This is a genomic window from Pseudomonas sp. NPDC090592, from assembly GCF_044769185.1.
Lineage (GTDB): Bacteria > Pseudomonadota > Gammaproteobacteria > Pseudomonadales > Pseudomonadaceae > Aquipseudomonas.
The window spans coordinates 67,044-84,045 of the sequence record NZ_JBIVXJ010000019.1 but is presented as its reverse complement, the minus strand read 5'-3'; the positions used below and the strand labels follow the sequence as shown (position 1 = coordinate 84,045).

Annotated in this window: 13 protein-coding genes; 8 read left to right on the top strand and 5 right to left on the bottom strand. The window is 62.5% G+C overall.

From position 1 onward, the window contains the following. Positions 1-39: 39 nt before the first annotated feature. The 3 genes from ACIQUI_RS18015 to ACIQUI_RS18005 all read right to left on the bottom strand — a co-directional run bounded on the left by ACIQUI_RS18015 (position 40) and on the right by ACIQUI_RS18005 (position 8,223). Complete coding sequence (locus tag ACIQUI_RS18015; protein WP_403201059.1) at positions 40-4,464, bottom strand: NEL-type E3 ubiquitin ligase domain-containing protein; 4,425 nt, start codon at positions 4,462-4,464, stop codon at positions 40-42. A gap of 78 nt (positions 4,465-4,542) precedes the next feature. Beyond that, a complete protein-coding gene (locus ACIQUI_RS18010) occupies positions 4,543-6,903 on the bottom strand; it encodes a DNA polymerase II (protein ID WP_403201057.1) in 2,361 nt (786 codons plus the stop codon). Positions 6,904-7,026: 123 nt separating this feature from the next. After that, positions 7,027-8,223, bottom strand: coding sequence for an MFS transporter (locus ACIQUI_RS18005; RefSeq protein ID WP_403201054.1), 1,197 nt, complete (start codon positions 8,221-8,223; stop codon positions 7,027-7,029). 117 nt (positions 8,224-8,340) lie between these two features. Here ACIQUI_RS18005 and ACIQUI_RS18000 point away from each other — a divergent pair, with 117 nt between their 5' ends. Next, positions 8,341-9,237, top strand: a complete 897-nt coding sequence (locus ACIQUI_RS18000; RefSeq protein WP_403201052.1) for a LysR family transcriptional regulator — start codon at positions 8,341-8,343, stop codon at positions 9,235-9,237. Here ACIQUI_RS18000 and ACIQUI_RS17995 read toward each other — a convergent pair. Beyond that, positions 9,218-10,138 carry a LysR substrate-binding domain-containing protein gene (locus tag ACIQUI_RS17995; protein WP_403201049.1) on the bottom strand — a complete coding sequence of 307 codons (921 nt, stop codon included), beginning with the start codon at positions 10,136-10,138 and terminating at the stop codon, positions 9,218-9,220. The two genes, ACIQUI_RS18000 and ACIQUI_RS17995, sit on opposite strands and share 20 nt — an antisense overlap. 159 nt (positions 10,139-10,297) lie before the next feature. Between ACIQUI_RS17995 and ACIQUI_RS17990 the strand changes: the two genes are divergently transcribed. From ACIQUI_RS17990 to ACIQUI_RS17960, 7 genes are all read left to right on the top strand, one after another. Continuing rightward, positions 10,298-11,086 (top strand): YqcI/YcgG family protein, encoded by a 789-nt coding sequence (locus ACIQUI_RS17990; RefSeq protein ID WP_403201046.1) that lies wholly within the window; start codon positions 10,298-10,300, stop codon positions 11,084-11,086. A gap of 2 nt (positions 11,087-11,088) precedes the next feature. Next, a complete protein-coding gene (locus ACIQUI_RS17985; RefSeq protein WP_403201044.1) occupies positions 11,089-11,715 on the top strand; it encodes a LysE family translocator in 627 nt (208 codons plus the stop codon). Between the two features lie 27 nt (positions 11,716-11,742). After that, on the top strand, positions 11,743-12,825 hold the full coding sequence (locus ACIQUI_RS17980; protein ID WP_403201037.1) for a hypothetical protein: 1,083 nt from the start codon (positions 11,743-11,745) through the stop codon (positions 12,823-12,825). A gap of 137 nt (positions 12,826-12,962) precedes the next feature. Continuing rightward, positions 12,963-13,658 carry a sel1 repeat family protein gene (locus ACIQUI_RS17975; protein ID WP_403201034.1) on the top strand — a complete coding sequence of 232 codons (696 nt, stop codon included), beginning with the start codon at positions 12,963-12,965 and terminating at the stop codon, positions 13,656-13,658. Between the two features lie 252 nt (positions 13,659-13,910). Further along, positions 13,911-14,603 carry an AzlC family ABC transporter permease gene (locus ACIQUI_RS17970; RefSeq protein WP_403201031.1) on the top strand — a complete coding sequence of 231 codons (693 nt, stop codon included), beginning with the start codon at positions 13,911-13,913 and terminating at the stop codon, positions 14,601-14,603. Next, positions 14,600-14,914, top strand: a complete 315-nt coding sequence (locus ACIQUI_RS17965) for an AzlD domain-containing protein (RefSeq protein ID WP_016714697.1) — start codon at positions 14,600-14,602, stop codon at positions 14,912-14,914. The genes ACIQUI_RS17970 and ACIQUI_RS17965 overlap by 4 nt, the downstream gene beginning before the upstream one ends. Beyond that, positions 14,911-15,747, top strand: coding sequence for an AraC family ligand binding domain-containing protein (locus tag ACIQUI_RS17960; protein WP_403201029.1), 837 nt, complete (start codon positions 14,911-14,913; stop codon positions 15,745-15,747). Before ACIQUI_RS17965 ends, ACIQUI_RS17960 begins: the two co-directional genes overlap by 4 nt. Positions 15,748-15,768: 21 nt before the next feature. On the opposite strand, the gene ACIQUI_RS17955 is transcribed toward ACIQUI_RS17960, so the two are convergent. After that, positions 15,769-16,986, bottom strand: a complete 1,218-nt coding sequence (locus ACIQUI_RS17955) for an MFS transporter (protein WP_403201026.1) — start codon at positions 16,984-16,986, stop codon at positions 15,769-15,771. Positions 16,987-17,002: the final 16 nt, after the last annotated feature.

Genomic DNA, 17,002 nt, shown 5'->3' with positions numbered 1-17,002 from the left:
AGCCGCTGGCGATAGCGGATGTGGCACAGGGCTGAACAGCTAGCTGGACAACCCTGGGGTTACATTTCTGTCCAGTGCCTCCTGGGTCAACTGCAGCAGCACCGCATGCTCACGTTGCTGATTGCTGATCTGCAACCGTGCGATCTGCTCGTCCCGGTTACCTGACGCCATCAACCGTTCCAGTGCTTCATGCATGCCCGGCGGCACCTGCAGCCGCACAGGGAAACGCTGCCGCAAGTAGTCCTGCCAGAACCACTGCCTCGACATATAATGAGCAAAGCCTTCCCGGGTCTGTTTCGCCAGGACAATTTCTCGGGCCAGTCTTACGTCGTGCATGGCGAGAGCTGGAATACCTGCATACAGCATTTCGCCTGGCTGGGCAGGCAAGTTCAAAGACTTGCGCAATGCGATCCGGTAGGCCAAAGCAAATTCGATCGATTCGTGTCCTGCCCCCACCCGCTGGGCATGCTCAGCCGCTATCTGGTCCAGCAATGCCAACCGCCACATCCGACCACCGAGCCATAACAATGCCTTCTCAGGCCGCCGAGCAAACTGTCCGTGTCGCGCACGCGCTATCATTACCCTCAGTTCCAGGTCGGCGAAGCGAACCGTGGCGTTATCCTGGCAGTCTGTCGCCGCTGCATGTTCGAACAGCTCTTTCGTCAGCGCCTCATCCTCACTCATCGCTTCCAGCATCTGCAGAACACGACCCGCAAGGTCGGCTGCCGTGGACGAATACTTGAAGGCTCCCGACTCCGTAAGCACCGACAGGGTGTTGAAAAACTCGGCCGAATGATTCTCCGCCTCGAGATGTACCCACAGCGCGGCCATTTCGTCGCGACGCTCAACGGCCAACACATCCAGATAACGCAACCGGTATGGCACCCGGCTGGCGTCAACCCAATGCCAGGCTGAAAGCGCTTGCGGCGCAGCCGCCAGCAGATTACCGGAAAGCTGCACCCTGCCCGAGCCCCACAGTTGCGACAGATGAAAACCGTCAGGCAGCGCTGAAATACTGTTACCGCTCAGGTCGAGCGTGTGCAATTGCGCTGCGTCCATTACCCCATAGGGAAATTCGGGCATCTGGGTGCGTGACAGGTGCAGGGCATTGAGCTCGGTCATGGCGAAGATGGAAAATGCCCTGCGCAATGGGTTGTCCGAAAGGTTCAGGTACACCAGCGAGCGGCAACCGGCCAGGACCAACGCCTGGCCTTCGTCCAGAACAATCTGGTTGCCCGACAGGTCGAGCACCTCCAACCGTTGGGCAAGCATCAGAGGCAAAGGCAGACGCTTGAGCCGGCAGTTGGTAATTTCCAGGTTTTGCAGGTTGGGAAACGCTTGCAGAAATTCGTCAGGAATCTGCTCCAGGCGCATGGAGCGCAAGGCCAGTATCGAGACGTGCGGAAAGCTCACCTGCGCCGGCAGGACAGGCAGTAGCCGTAAACGGCTGCGGCTCTGGGTCAGCATGAAGCGCCCGTCCTCGACTGCCGCATTCTCTTGAAGCTCCGGAACAAGCCTGCGCCAGCAGTCGATCAGGCCCTTTCTGAATTCACGCCGGGCGACCAGCTCCGGTGTCGGAAAGGCGTCACGCACCCACCTGCCAAGGTGCGTGTTGAGCAGTCCATATTGCTGCTCCAGCATGTGCAACCTGGCAGTTGCGTTGCCAGCCGCCAGCCAATGGCCGATCTGCTCATCGCTGAACGCCGGGTACAGGTCTCGAAGCCTTGCCTGAAGTGCCCTTGGCCTGAGCCGCCCCAGCGCGGCCCATAGTCTGCCGCCAGCCATGGGATAGCCAACCCGGCCGTCATCGAGCCGTTGCGGCGCCAGAAACGACCCACGCGGCCGGTCCACACTCAGCACTTGCACCACGGCCTGCCGTTGGCCATTGGCAACGGTTGCCAACGCCTGACGCAGTGCGGGCACAAAAGCCTGACCCTGGCCGATGACCGCCTGTGCTTTGGCGTCATAGGCCGCCGCCAGGGTCTCGAACAGCTCGCCCGCACCACCGGCAGATGCCTGGCCATGCTCACGCAAGCGAAACACCCCTTGCTGGTGAAGCAGTTCAAACGTTGGCCCAGCACCCTCGATGGTCAGCAGCGGTTCGCTGGCATCACCGTCGAACAATTGCCATGCGCGGCTGCCAGCCCCTGGCACGTGCACCAGTAGGCTCAGCACCACCCGCGCCAGTTCGAGATTTTGCGGTGTATCGATAGTCAGCGCCTCATACACCCGCGCCATTCGAATTCGCGCGACCTGCAATCTGGCCGCCTCTGCCATGAACAGTGGCACTCGCCCGTTTTCGCGCAGGCTCTGCAAGTCATCCTCACTGGCACCGCGCAGCACCTCGTCTGCCGCCAAGCGATGCAAGCTGGCGAAATCCCGACGTAACGGGCGATCCATTGCCGTGCCTGGGTTCTGTTCTTCGTACAATGCCTGCAGCAACTCCCGCCGCCCGGCCCACACCACGTCGGCCAGCGTCGAACCACTGTTGCCAGCTGCCTGGGGAAGACTCATGACCCGCTCCAGCAACTGAGTGTCGGCGCTGGCCACCCCCTCGCGCAACTGGTTGACCAGCGTGCGGATTCGGCCAGCTAGCAACAGGCGGTCGACGGTGTCCGCCAGCACGGCTTCCGGCGGCCGACCATACACATGCCATGCCCGCACATGCTGCGCGTCAAGACCATGGATTGCCAGCGCCTGTTCGACCTGCACATCATCAAGGTCGCTGTATGGCCTGCCCAGGCGGCGCAACAGCTGGCGTGTGTCAGCCCACTCGGCAGGCTGCTCGCTCCACAGCCGCCACGCACCGGCACCATTATGGCGTAGCAGCGGGGCGTAGCCCTGGTAAGGGAGCAATTGCCACTGTTCATCGGCGCTACGCCAGGTCACTTCATACCAGTGGCCGTCCATGCTGATCCAGCAGCGCTCGCCCAGGCGATGCACGCCCTGCTCGTCCATCGCTGCGGTGTTCGGCGGGCTTTCGCTGCGATAGGGCACAAGGTCTGTGTTCCACAGTTTTTCCTCACCGCTTTGCAGCTGAGCCGGCACCAGATTGTCCACCGCGCTCCAGGCACGTCGGGCCGTAGCGACTACAGCAACGGTTGCACCGACAGCCAGCAACCCTTTGCCTACAGTCAGCAGATGCGCCAGCGCTGCATTGCGCTCGTTGTGTTGCCAGTCGCCGACCGCCTGGAAGGTTTGCTCAAGCAGCTCCCAGGCCATTACCCCCAACAACACCGCGCCGATGCCTGGAACAAACATCCCTGCAATGCCCAACAGCGTCCAGCCTTCAGCACGCAAGCGGCGGCCATGCTCAGCCTGGACCTCGCGATCAAGCTGGGCTACAGGTGGGGCGATGACGGCCGCATCGTCCTTGATCCGGGCGATCCAGTCATCAGCAAGGCGCTCGAACAGCGGCAAGCCATAGGCAGAAGTCTGCTCATCAAGGTCCCTGGTTGCCCAGTCGGTGACGTCATCGAGCCGTTCACTGACAGCCGAGAAAAACCGCTGGCTATCACGACGGCGCACGAAGCGCTTGAAGAAACGCCGGTAGTCAGCGTTGCGCAGGCGTTGACCAAGCACCCGGCGGGCGTAATCCTCCAGGTCGCTGCGTACGCTCCAGGGGCCCAGCGGGTCACCCGGCACATAGACCAACACGCGTTCGCTGGTGTTGTAAAACACGCCTTCATCAACCACATCCAGCACCACAATCTGCTGCATGCGGCAACCGAACAGCTCCAGTTGCCGGACCCTGACCGGCGCCCCCTCGAGCTTGCCATGGCTGCCTTGAACGCAGAACTCCACCACCCACTGCAACTGCCCTGCGCTCAACACGCCCTGCGCCCTGGCCTGCAGGGCGTCGACCAGCATGCTGTAGCGTTGTCGACGAGCCAATAGTCCCCTGACTGTTGGCTGCAGCACGGAATCCAGATGCGCCTGGTACTTCTGGCCGAGATCCAGCGCCCGGCACAACCGGACAAAGCGTGGTGCGGATAACTCGGGACGGGTGGCGCCCAGCTCATCGACCAGGCAATCCTTGCGTGGCTGCCCATACAGCTGTTCTTCGGTGAAGTTGCCCAACGCGGCTTCAAGCAGAGGGATTTCGTAGTAATCGCTGCCTGCAACAGGAAGCCGACCGGTCATGTAACTTACGGTGGGCGAGGTGTAGTAGTACCACTGACGAAAGTACAGGCAATCGACGTCGAGGGGGCCATGGGCACCGAGCGCTTGCTGCAGCAAGGGCCGGGTAAACTCATCCAGGTTACGTAGCCGCGCCAGCGCTGCCGCCAGGCCCTCACGGCAGGCCAGCAATTGCGGCAGGGCCTGGTTCAGGAGCCTGTATTCGGCCACGCTCAGCCTCGCCATCCAGGCTGGCAAGCGCTGTGCAATGTAGTGGTCCTGGCAGGCTTGCGCGATGGCAAGGGCATCGACCGTAGTCGGTTGTGAAGTGGAATTACCCTGCATCTGTGCCTCCGCGATGACGTGAAGGCGCGAGTTTGCCCATTGTCACGTCATGCCGACGCCTAGCTATCTACTACCCGTTCAGAACAGCAGCATTTGCTGGTCGATCAGGCGGGTGAAGTCGTCACCCACGAAAGGCAGGATGGCATCTGCCACCGGTTGCAGCTGACGGCTGATGTAATGGTCATAGTCGATAGGTGCCTGCAGGTTTTCCAGCGGTTCCGGGCCGGCCGTGGTGATCACGTAGCTGATCCAGCCCCCGCGCTGGTACTGCAACGGGCGCTCCAGCTGCCTGTTGTACGCGTCGGCAAGGCGTGCGGCGCGCACATGTGGCGGTACATTGCGCTGGTAGTCGGCCAACGGTCGACGCAAACGCTTGCGATACACCAGCAAATCGTCCTGCTCGCCCGCCAAGGTACGCCGCACGTACTCGCACAGGTAATCGCGGTAAGGCTCACCACGAAACACACGGCCGTAAAGCTCCTGCTGGAACTGCCGCGCCAGCGGTGACCAGTCGGTGCGCACCGACTCCAGGCCCTTGTACACCATTTCCTCAGCGCCGTCGGCCCGCTGCACAAGCCCGGCATAGCGCTTTTTGCTGCCCTCGTCGGTGCCGCGGATGGTGGGCATCAGGAAGCGTCGGTAATGCACCTCGAACTGCAGTTCGAGCGCGCATTGCAGGTTCATGGTCTCGCGCAGATGGCTTTGCCACCATTGATTGACCTCGGCCACCAGCTCGCGGCCGATGCGCGTCGCGTCTTCCTCGGCATGCGCCGCCTTGAGCCAGACGAAGGTGGAGTCGGTGTCGCCATAGATCACGTCAAAGCCGCGGGCCTCGATCAGCGCCCTGGTCTGGCGCATGATCTGGTGCCCACGCATGGTGATGGACGAGGCCAACCGAGGGTCGAAAAAGCGACAACCACTGGAGCCCAGCACACCGTAGAACGCGTTCATGATGATCTTCAGTGCCTGCGACAACGCCGCGTTACCATCACGTTTGGCGGCTTCCCTGCCCTGCCATACCCGCTCGACGATGGCCGGCAGGCAATGCTGGGTTCGCGAAAAGCGCCCTCCCCGAAAGCCTTCCACCGAATGCTCGTCATCGGCAACACGCAAGCCTTCCACCAACCCCACCGGGTCGATCAGGAAGGTACGAATGATCGACGGGTACAGGCTTTTGTAATCCAGCACCAGCACCGAGTCGTACAGGCCAGGGCGCGAGTCCATGACGAAGCCACCGGGGCTGGCTTCTTCCGGGCGGCTGCCAAGGTTGGGGGCAACAAAGCCCACGCGGTGCATCTGTGGCATGTACAAGTGGCAAAAGGCGGCGACCGATCCGCCGCTGCGGTCTACCGCCAGGCCAGTGACCGAAGACCGCTCCAGCAGGAACTCGAGCAGCCGGGTGTGGGCAAAGATGCGCGTGACCAGTTCGCAGTCCTTGAGGTTGTAGCGCGCCAGGGCCGGTTTGTCCTCGGCAAAGCGCCGGTTGATTTCGTCCATGCGCTGGTAGGGGGTATCGATGGCCTTGCCTTCACCCAGCAAGGTCTGGGCAACACTCTCAAGGCTGAACGACGGGAAACTCCAGGTGGCCGAGCGCAGCGCCTCGATGCCGTCAATCAACAACCGCCCCGGGGCATCGGCGAACACGTGACCGCCACCGGCATGGCTGCGCAAGGTCATCGGGGCACCCTTACGCCCCAGCGCCAACGGCACCTGCAGCGCTTTGGCGTGTTCATGCAACAGGCGCAGGTCGAACTGGACAAGGTTCCAGCCGATGATTGCATCCGGGTCGTGCTCGGCCATCCACTGGTTGAGGCAGGCCAGCAGCGCGGCGCGGTCAACGCAGTAGTGCAGGTCGAAATCGAGGCCATCGGTGGTGCCGTTGGCCGGGCCAAGCATATACACCTGGCGCTGGCCACAGCCTTCAAGGGCGATGCTATACAGTTCGCCCCGCTCGCTGGTTTCGATGTCCAGCGACACCAGGCGCAGCGGCGGGCGATAGCCTGGCGAAGGCTTGAGCTGGGCATCGCAGAGCACGCCGTGGGCGTCAGGTTGGCCGGTGAACTGCACCGGGGCGGTGATGAAGCGCTCCATCAGGTAGCGCTCGGGCGGGCGGATATCGGCTTCGAATACATCGATGCCGGCACTGCGCATGCGCTGCTCCAGCTGCATCAGTTGCCGGTGCTGCCGGCAATACAACCCCAGTACCGGGCGCTGGTCGAAGTCCTTCAGGCGCAGTGGCCGCAGCTCGACGCCGGACTCGTTGGCCAGCAACACCCGCGCATGTGCCTCATGGGTCTGCGGGATGAACGCCACCGAAACCTGCGGCGCCAGGCGCAGTAGCCGTGGCCCCTGATCGGTTGCCAGCCAGAACTCCACGCAGGTGCCTTCGGGCGTGTCATGCCAATGACGGGTCAGGACAAAGCCCTGCTGCAACTCCACTGCGTCGACCTCTGAAATTTCTGTAGAGAGGGTAATTCTACCTTGTGCTTGGCATGAGAGCTCTAGCGCCTGTGAGACCGAGCGCCGCGCGGGCGGCGCTCGATCTCACAGGCGCCCCATACCTTATGCCTGACGCCTCGCTGCCACAAACCCGCTCCGCCGCCCGACACACGCCAGCAGCCAGGCCACTGCGATCAACACCAGTACCACCCCGCCAAAGCCCTCCACCCCTACCCCGCCCAGCAGCAATCCGCCAATGATCCCACCCAGGGCAATAGCGCTGTTCCAGACAGTCACCAGCATCGATTGCGCCACATCCCCGCCCTCGCCCGCCGCATCGGCACAGGCCGTCTGCAGCAGAGTCGGTGCACCACCGTAGGTCAAACCCCACAAGGCAATGCTCAGATACACCCACCACGACGATGCCTGCCCCAAGGTCAGTGTGGCCAAGGCAAAACCAGCCAGGCTCAGCAACACCAACTTGCGCAAATGGCGGTCGACCAGCATCCCCACCAGACCGATGCCGGCCAGCGCCGACAGGCCAAATACCATCAACACCGGACCAATGTCCGCAGCCATGCCGGCCGCCGCCAGCAGCGGCACAATGTAGGTGTAAAGAATGTTGTGGCCAAGAATCCAGCTCAGGATCACCAGCAGCACGACCAACACCCCCGGCGTGCGCAACACCTGCATGGCCGCCGGGCGCTTGCCAGCGGCATGCCCCGGGTACTCCGGCACCGAGCGCAGCACCCACGCCACCAGCAGCAACGCCACCAGGGTGACCACCACGAACGTTGCGCGCCAGCCCAGCCCTGCGCCTAGCCAGGTGGCGATCGGCAGCCCGAGCGACAAGGCAATCGGCTGGCCCAGCATGGCCAACGCCATGGCCCGGCCCTGCTGGGCTACCGGCACCATGCGCCGGGCGTGCCCGGCGATCAGGCCCCAGGCCAGCCCGGCTGCAGCGCCGGTGAAAAAGCGCAGCACCAGGGTCAGGCCGTTGGAGGTCGACCAGGCCGTCAGCCCGTTGAACAGCACGAAGCCGACGATCGCCAGCAACAGCGCCTTGCGCCGATACCAACCCTGGGTCAGGGTCACCAGCGGGATTGCCGTCAACAAAGAACCCAGCGCATAGGCCGTGACCCATTGCCCCGCCATCGCCTGGCTGATGTGCATGCCGTCGGCGATCTGGTCGAGCAAGCCCGCCGGCAGGGTTTCGCTGAGGATGGCGATGAAGCCGGTCATGGCCAGCGCCAGTAGCCCGCTGACAGGCAGGCGTGCGCTGCTGGCGTTCAGCAAGGGTGGAGAGGATGTCTGGGACATTGCAAATGCCTTGAGTAGGAAACGAGGCGAACAGTCTGCAAGGCAAGGCCATTACGGAAAAAGACGGTTACAATGCCATTCACCCCGGACATCCATGTCCGCAATCAGGAACGCAGCATGGACAGCCTCAGCGGTTTCGTGGTCTTCAACCGGGTCGCCGAAACCCGCAGTTTCGTCGCCGCCGGCCAGTCGCTGGGCATCAGTGCCTCGGCCGTGGGCAAACGCGTGGCACGGCTGGAAAACCGCCTGGGTGTGCGCCTGTTTCACCGCAGCACGCGCAGCATCACCCTCACTGCCGAAGGCACGCTGTTCCTTGAGCGCAGCAGGCGCATCCTGGCGGAAATCGAAGCCACCGAGCAGGAACTGTCCCAGGCCAGCGAAACCCCACGTGGCCGCCTGCGCGTGAGCATGCCGCAAGTTACCGGACTGGTGATGCCGGCGCTGGCCGAGTTCATGGCGATGTACCCGCAGGTAGAACTTGACCTGGACTTTTCCGACCGCATGGTGGATATCGTTGGCGAAGGCTTTGATGTGGTGATGCGCGGCGGGCAGCCGGTGGATTCGCGGCTCAACGCCAAGTTTCTGGGGCACTTCCAGCACCGCCTGGTGGCCTCGCCGCAGTACCTGCGCGAACGTGGCACGCCCCTGCACCCACGCGACCTGGCGGCGCACACCTGCCTGCATTACCGCTTCCCCAGCAACGGCAAGCTGGAAACCTGGCCGCTGCGCCAGGAGCACCCCGAGCAGGCCTACGACATCCCCATTTCGATGGTGTGCAACCATGTCGAGACGCGCGTCTGTTTTGCCGTCAACCACCGCGGCATCACCTGCCTGCCCGACTTCACCGTGCGCCGCGAACTGGGCAATGGCGCGCTGGTCACCGTCCTCGACAGCTTCATGGAGCGGCGCGGCAGCTTCTATCTGCTGTGGCCTTCCGGGCGGCAAATGCCGCCGAAGTTGCGGGTGTTCATCGACTTCATGCTCGACCGGGTATTCAACCGTACAGGTAGTTGATGTCCTTGTAGGCCAGCGGTGGTACCTGGCCAAGCAGGAAGTCGCGCAGCTTGTGCATCTGCCGCGCCTTGGGGCTGGCCTTGAGCCAGGTCATGTAGTAGCCGTCGCCGGTAGCCACCGCGTGCTTGAACGGCGTAACCAGCCGCCCGGCCGCCAAATCGGCACTGGCCAGGACCAGGTCGACCACTGAAATACCCAAGCCTTGCTGGGCAGCCGAAATACCCTGGTCGAGGGTGTCGAACACCTGCCCCTGGTCGATGCTGATGTCCAGCGCATCCATGCGTGCCAGCCAGCGCCGCCAGTCACGCCGGTCGGGGGACGGGTGCAGGAATTCGCATCGGGTCAGGTCGGCCAGTTCAGGTTGCGCCTGCGGCAGGTAATCGGGGTGGCACACCGGGATCAGCCATTCATCGAACAGCTTGAAGCTCTCGATATCAGCAGGGAAACGCCCGCTGGCCAACAGGATGGCGCAGTCGTAGGGCTCGGAATAGAAGTCCACGGTGTCGATGTCCATCCACACGCTGGACAGCTGCACGCTGCAGTTGTCATCGGCCTTCTTGAACGCGTCCAGCGCCCGCAGCAGCCAGCGCACCGTGAGCGTGGACGGGGCTTTCAGGCGCAGGCCATAGCGGTCCTGACGCAGCAATGCGCAGGCATTTTCGATGATCTTGAAGCCAACCTTGAGCTCTTGCGCCAGCAGCCGGCCGTGCTCGGTCAGGCTGAGCTTGGGCCCACGGCGTTCGAACAGGTCACAGCCGAACATGGCCTCGAGCGTCTTGATGTGATGGCTGACGGCCCCCTGGGTCAGGGCCAGTTCCTCTGCCGCACGGGTAAAAGAGCCATAGCGAGAGGCCACCTCGAAGGCACGCAGGGCGTGCAAGGCCTGAATCCGTTCCGACATGGCGGCGTCCCGAGCATGAGCAAGACTAATAGTAGGTCATAGTTCCACGCGTTTTACAACGTCAGGAGCGTTTCGGAAAATGCAAGTAAATATCAAACATAACCAAGATCCTGCCTGCATGTGACTGGAACGTTCACTTAATTAACGCCTGGGGAAATCATGTTTACGGGATATGGAAATTGCTATCGCCTGGATGCGCTGGAGCTGGCCGCTGAACATGGTCGCAACATGCAACACTGGACTTACTCAACCATAGAACACTTTCGCAGCATCCTTGCCAACCCTGACTTCCCCTGCCTGTTCGGCCGCAAGGCAGTCAACGGCCAAACCTGCCACATACTGTTCGCCCGCGCCGAGCAGTTGGCCGATGACATCGCCCAGGGCCTGGCCGACTATGTGCGCATCATCGCCCCGATCGCGCCCAAGCAGCGCATCGGCAGCCCACTGGTGGTGTTTCTCGAAACCGCCGCCGATTACACCTTGGCCGAACAGCAGGCACTGGCCTGGAAAGTGCTGCGTGGCGTGCATGCACGCGACCCGCATCCATGGCCGCAGGGCATCCCGACCGACCCCGACGACAATGGCTGGTCGTTCTGCTACGCCGGCATGCCGCTGTTCATCAACATGAACTTCCCCGGCCACCAGCAGATGAAAAGCCGCAACCTGGGGCACCACATCACTTTCGTTATCAACCCGCGGGAAAACTTCGACGAAGTGGCCAACGCCAACACCGAGAGTGGCAAGCGAATCCGCGAGCGCATCCGCGAACGCGTGCACCACTACAACGACGGCGTCGTGCCCGACACCCTTGGCTTCTTCGGCGATACCGACAACTACGAATGGAAGCAGTACCAACTGCAGGAGGCAGGCTCGCTCAACCCGTCACGCTGCCCGTTCCACGCCCATGCCGCACACCAGCCGACACCCGACTTACTGATCGAGAACTGACCGTGAATACCGCACTCACTGCCACCTATGCCCTCACCGTCCTGCTGCTCATCGCCACCCCCGGCCCGGTGGTGGCGCTGATCGTCAACACCGCAGCCGCATCCGGCTCGCGCAAGGCCATGTTCACCGCCGTTGGTACCAACTGGGCGTCACTGGTGCTGATCGGCGCTGCAGCGTGGATCATCCTCACCAGCGCCGCCATCGACAAGGCCTGGCTCAGCGCCATGAGCCTGCTCGGGTGCCTGTTCATCGGCTACATCGCCGTAGGCACGCTCAGGGACGCGCTCAAGGCGCCTGCCCCGCAAGCCGCGAACGAAGCACCCAAGGCTGGCCGTGGCGGGCTGATGCAAGGCTTCATGGTGGGCATATCCAACCCCAAAGACATCATTTTCTTCATCGCCTTCTTCCCGCAGTTCATCCAGATCACCGAGTCGTTCGGCAAAAGCATGGTGGTGCTGTCGCTGCTGTGGGTAGCCATCGATTTCGCCGTGCTCAGCCTGTACATCTTTGCCATCGGCAAGATCGCGTCGCAGCGCAGCAACCGCGCCATCAGCCTGGCCTCGGGCGTTGCCCTGATACTGATCGCTGCCGGTGGCCTGCTGTACAACCTCAAGGAACTGGCGGCCTGAACGTCAAGCGCAAGCGAAGGAGAGAGCATGACCGCGATTGACACGAGCCCGTCTCCTTCGCCGTTGCAACAGGACTACCAGCGCTTTCTGCTGCTAGGCAGCCGGCGTGCCCCGCACACCCTGCGCGTGCATGAAACCGGCTACCGCTCTGGCACCATCAACACCGATGCCCTCGGCTTGCGCTACAGCCATTGCGCCGGCAAACGCTTTTCGGCGGCCGAACGCGGCGGCGCGTCACGTATCAACTTGCTGGTCGGCGGTTCCACGGCCCTGGGTATCGGCGCCAGTTCCGATGAACACACGGTAGCCTCGCACCTGTCGATGCTCACCGGCGAGGTCTGGCTGAGCCTGGCCGGTTGCGGGCTGAATGCCAGCCAGGAGCTGCTGATGTTCCTGACCCACCAGCACCGCTTTGGCCAACTCGGTCAGGTGGTAGTGCTCAGCGGCCTCAACAGCCTGGCCCATGAAGCCCTGTGCGAAGTGCTCGCCAGCCCCAACGATCCGCAGCAGGCCAGGGCCTACCAGGATTTCCTCAACAGTTTCAGCGAAGGCATGCAGCCTGCCGCGCCACCCAGACGGCAATCACTGTGGCGGCGCATCGGCAAGGCCCTGGCCGCGCCCCCGGTCGAGCCCCCGACCAATTGGCCGCTATCGCCCCCGGAAAAGCGCCTGGCCCGCGCTGCCGACAGCATAGGCCGTACCTTGCGCCAATGGGACCGGCTACTGGCAGACAGCCACGCCACCCTCACCTTCATCCTGCAGCCGCTGTTGCCCTGGTGCCGGGATACCCTGCCTGCCGGCGAGCAGGCCATGCTTTCTGCGCTGCAGCAGCAACCGGCGCACTTCGACCGGCTGCTGGACGGCACCTTCGACAGCCAGCTGCACTCGGCGTTTTTCCGCCGCATCAAGAGCCAGGCCGACCCGGTCCCCTGCTATGACATGAATGGCATGCTCAGCAGTTCGCCGGTATTTGGCGCCGACCTGTTCATCGACCGGCTGCACCTGAACGACCTGGGTAACAATGCCTTGGCCAAAGTCATAACAGCCAAGCTTGGCCTGGCCCAGGAAAAACACGCCCAGCGCAAGGTCTCGCCGATCAAGCTCGTCTGACAGTTGCCAGGTGGTCTTCCGGCAAGCTCATTGGGTGGCTAGAATAGGCCGTCGTTCCGATCTTCCCGAGGCGTACGCTTGACCGCCATTAACATCGAAGCCGTCCATTCCTGCCTGGCCGCCCAAGGGGCCTGGCTGTGAGCCGCATGCGACGCCTGCCCCCGCTGTTGGTCGCCTTGATGCCGCTGGCTGCGCACGCGCTTGAGGTGCGCATCGACCCTCATGCCGACCTGCTCTACCGCCAGGCCTTGCCGCTGCTGGAACAAGCCGATAATCAGGGCGACGACGCCAGCATGCTGCGCACCGTTGTGGGCAGCGACCCCGAGCTTAATCGCCAGGGCCAGGCCATGGCCCACACCCTGCCAACAGCGGTCGCCCTCCTGAAGAAATCGGTAGAACTGGGCCACCCGGTCGCACAGTACCGCCTGGCGCTGTATTACATGACGTATCTGCCCGCCGCGCAAATTCCAGATGCTGCCTGCCCATTGCTCGAAGCCAGCCTCAACCAGGGCTTTGCCGCACCCGCGCCCGCCATCGCCACCTGGTGCCGGCCCTACAACACCAGCAGCGAGTACCGCGCAGCGCTGGAGGCCATCCCCAGCATGGCCACCGTGTACGCCCCCTATTACCCGCAACCCGCAACCCGCCTGGCCTGCAGCCGCACCCGACCGCAAGGCCTGGACATGCTGTGGGGGCGCCAGCGCGACTACCAGGCCGAGGTCTACCGCCTGCTCGGCGATCTGGACCCACAGCACCGCCCCAGCCTGTTGCAGAAAGCCGTCGAGATCAACGGCTGCGTGACGGCGCAACAGCGCCTGAGCAGTCATCCGTAGTCCTCGGCCAGACGCGGTCCGTGTTGGGCAAATGCCTTGCTCAAACCTTGAAATCCGCGCGATCGTCGTAGGAGCAGCCTTGTGCTGCGAAGAAGGCGGTAAGGTTGAAGATTATCTTCGCCTGCACCGGCCTCTTCGCAGCACAAGGCTGCTCCTACAGGGCTGAAATCGAGCCGGTCAGCAAGATCGTTCAAGCCATCCCCCTACCCCGTCTGGCATGCTGCTCTGCCTAGTACACGCATTGCAGCCATCATGCCCCACATCGCTCGCCAAGCCTTCCTCCACGGCGCCATCGCCATCATGCCGTTGTCCCTCGCCGTGGCCCCATGGGGCCTGCTGGCCGGTTCCATGGCCATCGAGGCCAACCTCAGTGCCTGGCAGGGGCAAGGGCTATCGGCCATCGTCTTCGCCGGTGCCGCGCAGCTGGTCGCGATCGGCATGCTCAAGGGCGGCGCCAACCTGGCGTCGATCCTGCTCACCACCCTGCTGCTGACCTCGCAGCACCTGCTTTATGGCCTGTCGATGCGCCCGGTGCTGTCCAGCCAGCCGCTGCGCTGGCGCCTGGGCCTGGGCTTTTTGCTCACCGACGAGTTCTTTGCCCTGACCAGCCAGTACGACCAGCAACAATTCAACCGCTGGTACGCTTTGGGGGTGGGCCTGACGTTCTACGTCGCCTGGAACCTGTTCACCCTGGCCGGCATCCTGCTGGGCCAGAACATTCCCCACCTGGACCAGTTCGGCCTGGACTTTTCCATCGTCGCCACCTTCGTTGCCCTGATCGCACCGCTGGTGCGCAACCTGCCCACGGTTGTCTGCGTAGCCGTGTCGCTGTTCTGCTCGGTACTGTTCAGCCACTGGCACTGGGAAACCGCCCTGGTGGCCGCAGGCCTGCTGGGCATGAGCGCCGGGTTCATCTGCCAGAAATTTGCCGGAGCCCGAGCATGACCTGGATCCTGATTTTCGCCATGGGCGCCATCGTGTTCCTCAACCGCTATGCATTCCTGGAGCCGCGCCTGCCCCTGCGCCTGAGCTCCAATGCCCGGCAGTTTCTTGGTTTTGCCGTACCCGGCATGCTCACTGCCATCTGCGGCCCGATCATCTTCATGCCCGACCACCAGTTGAACCTGAGTCTGCTCAACCCTTACCTGCTGGGTTCACTGGTGGCCATCGCCCTGGTGCTGTTGACCCGCAGCGTATTGCTGAGCATGCTGGTGAGCATGTTGATCTTCTTCTTCCTGCGCAGCTGGCTGGCATGACCACGCCCCTGCGCGAGCAGACACACCTCTGGCAGGCGCCGGCCCTGGGCGACGTCGAGATGCTGCATGCGCGTTACTTCCAGCAGCGTTTCGCCCCGCATGTGCACGAAGGCTACGTGTTCACCGTGATCGAGTCCGGCGCCCAACGGTTTTGGCACCGCGGCAGCGAGCACCTGGCGCCGGTCGGCAGCATGGTGCTGATCAACCCCGACGAGCTGCATACCGGTGCCACGGCCCATGAAGCGGGCTGGCGCTATCGCGGCTTCTATCCCGAGCAACAGCGGGTAACCGGCGTGCTCGACGAACTGGAACTGGGCCGCCACGGCATGCCCAGCTTCAAGGACAGCGTGATCCACGACCCTGCCCTGGCCCTTGCCTTCAGCCAGCTGCACCAGCTGTCCGAAGCTGGCGCCAGCGCGCTACAGCAGCAAACTGCCTGGCGCCAGGCAGTACTGGCCCTGGTGCAACGGCACGGGCAATGCGCCGAACCCTTGGCCCCCGGCCACGAACCCCTGGCCGTGGCCCGCGCCCGCGAACTGCTGGAAAGCCAGCTGGCCGACCCACCCTCGCTTGAAGCCCTCGCGGCGGCCGTCAACCTGTCGCCGTTCCACTTCGCCCGGGTGTTCCGCCAGGCCACCGGCCTGCCGCCGCACGCCTGGCTGAAGCAACGCCGCCTGGCCCGCGCCCGGGAAATGCTGAAAAGCGGCCTGGTTGCTTCGCAGGTAGCCTTCGACCTCGGTTTTGCCGACCAGAGCCATTTGAGCCGGCAATTCAAGCAAGCCTACGGGGTGACGCCGGGGGCGTATCGGCAGGCATGCGTTCAATCTGTTTAGCCTGCCAACCACGACGACGCGCTATGCCCGGTTGTCTGTATCCAAAGCACGCCCTCTCAGGTTCCAGCGCACTGGCGCGATAAACAACATGAACGTCATCCATATCAGGGTGGCCGGGCCCGCAAGCACGAAGACCAGGCTGGCAACCAGCCCCGAAACAGCATCCCCAAGGACAGCGGTGAAGTAATAAAGGGAGAAGTTTCTGCCAACTTCATCTTCATCCGACAAATACTGAATATTGGTCACGATGGCGATATCAACAAACGCGCCAACAAAGCCGACCAGAAACAGCACTAGCAAAAAAAGCCAATTGTTGAACTGTAACGCCACTGCGGCTGCAAAAAACAGTGCGCCGTACAGCACCCAGTAACGCAGTACCAATTGTGCGGTCGTGCGCGGATTGAAGCGTGTATAGAGCACCCCTCCCATCACCGTACCTGCTGCCAGCAGTGAAAATACGTAACCCACCACCGCCTCTGAGTCGAAGTTTTCCAGCACCGAAGCCGGCAGGATGAAGCGAATCACCGACGTGGCGAACATCGCGCACAGTGTGGTACAGCCAATAACCGCGAACAGCGGTGCATTGCCAGCCCTGAGCCTACCTACACTGCGCACCGTATCGCGAACAAGGGCACTCCCATCGAATGCCTGTCGAGTGGCTCGCCTGGCAGGCGCCAGCGTCGAAATGCAAATGACAGACAACACCAGGCATATTGCAAAGAACAAGAAGGTTGCATCGCGAGACAAGAACAGTGCGCAGGCCGAGAACACCAGCGGCCCCAAAATCGAGGCAACATCTTCAACCACCTGAATACCGCTGTTGACCGAAGCTAACTGGTCCTTTTCTACGAGGTCCGGAAAGTACGCGCGAAACGTAGGCGCATAAAGACACTCAAGCGCCGTCATGACCATTGCAAAGCCCACCAACACAGGAAACACCGGCGTGAACAAGCTGAACAGGGCAAAGAACGCCAGCGCCATAATGCATTTAGCCAACTCAACCACAAACAGTGTTCGTTTTTTGTCTGCATTATCTGCCAGCCAGCCACCAACAGGAGAAAACACCATACACGGCAAGTAACGAAAAAAATAAGCGATACCAATCAGCAGCAAATCCGCATCGATCAGTAAAACGATGCTCACGGCGAATGCCGCTTCAAAGGCAAACTCACCGCACTTGGAAAACCAATAGCTCAATGAAAGCGAGCGCGTTCCGGATTTGAGAAGTAACGCTTGCATTGGGCGTTATTACCTT

What these genes read in the sequence shown, in the direction of transcription:
- ACIQUI_RS18015 (WP_403201059.1), bottom strand. Translation starts at nt 4,464, where the DNA reads ATGCAGGGTAATTCCACTTCACAACCGACTACGGTCGATGCCCTTGCC.
- ACIQUI_RS18005 (WP_403201054.1), bottom strand. Translation starts at nt 8,223, where the DNA reads ATGTCCCAGACATCCTCTCCACCCTTGCTGAACGCCAGCAGCGCACGC.
- ACIQUI_RS18000 (WP_403201052.1), top strand. Translation starts at nt 8,341, where the DNA reads ATGGACAGCCTCAGCGGTTTCGTGGTCTTCAACCGGGTCGCCGAAACC.
- ACIQUI_RS17995 (WP_403201049.1), bottom strand. Translation starts at nt 10,138, where the DNA reads ATGTCGGAACGGATTCAGGCCTTGCACGCCCTGCGTGCCTTCGAGGTG.
- ACIQUI_RS17990 (WP_403201046.1), top strand. Translation starts at nt 10,298, where the DNA reads ATGTTTACGGGATATGGAAATTGCTATCGCCTGGATGCGCTGGAGCTG.
- ACIQUI_RS17980 (WP_403201037.1), top strand. Translation starts at nt 11,743, where the DNA reads ATGACCGCGATTGACACGAGCCCGTCTCCTTCGCCGTTGCAACAGGAC.
- ACIQUI_RS17970 (WP_403201031.1), top strand. Translation starts at nt 13,911, where the DNA reads ATGCCCCACATCGCTCGCCAAGCCTTCCTCCACGGCGCCATCGCCATC.
- ACIQUI_RS17965 (WP_016714697.1), top strand. Translation starts at nt 14,600, where the DNA reads ATGACCTGGATCCTGATTTTCGCCATGGGCGCCATCGTGTTCCTCAAC.
- ACIQUI_RS17960 (WP_403201029.1), top strand. Translation starts at nt 14,911, where the DNA reads ATGACCACGCCCCTGCGCGAGCAGACACACCTCTGGCAGGCGCCGGCC.
- ACIQUI_RS17955 (WP_403201026.1), bottom strand. Translation starts at nt 16,986, where the DNA reads ATGCAAGCGTTACTTCTCAAATCCGGAACGCGCTCGCTTTCATTGAGC.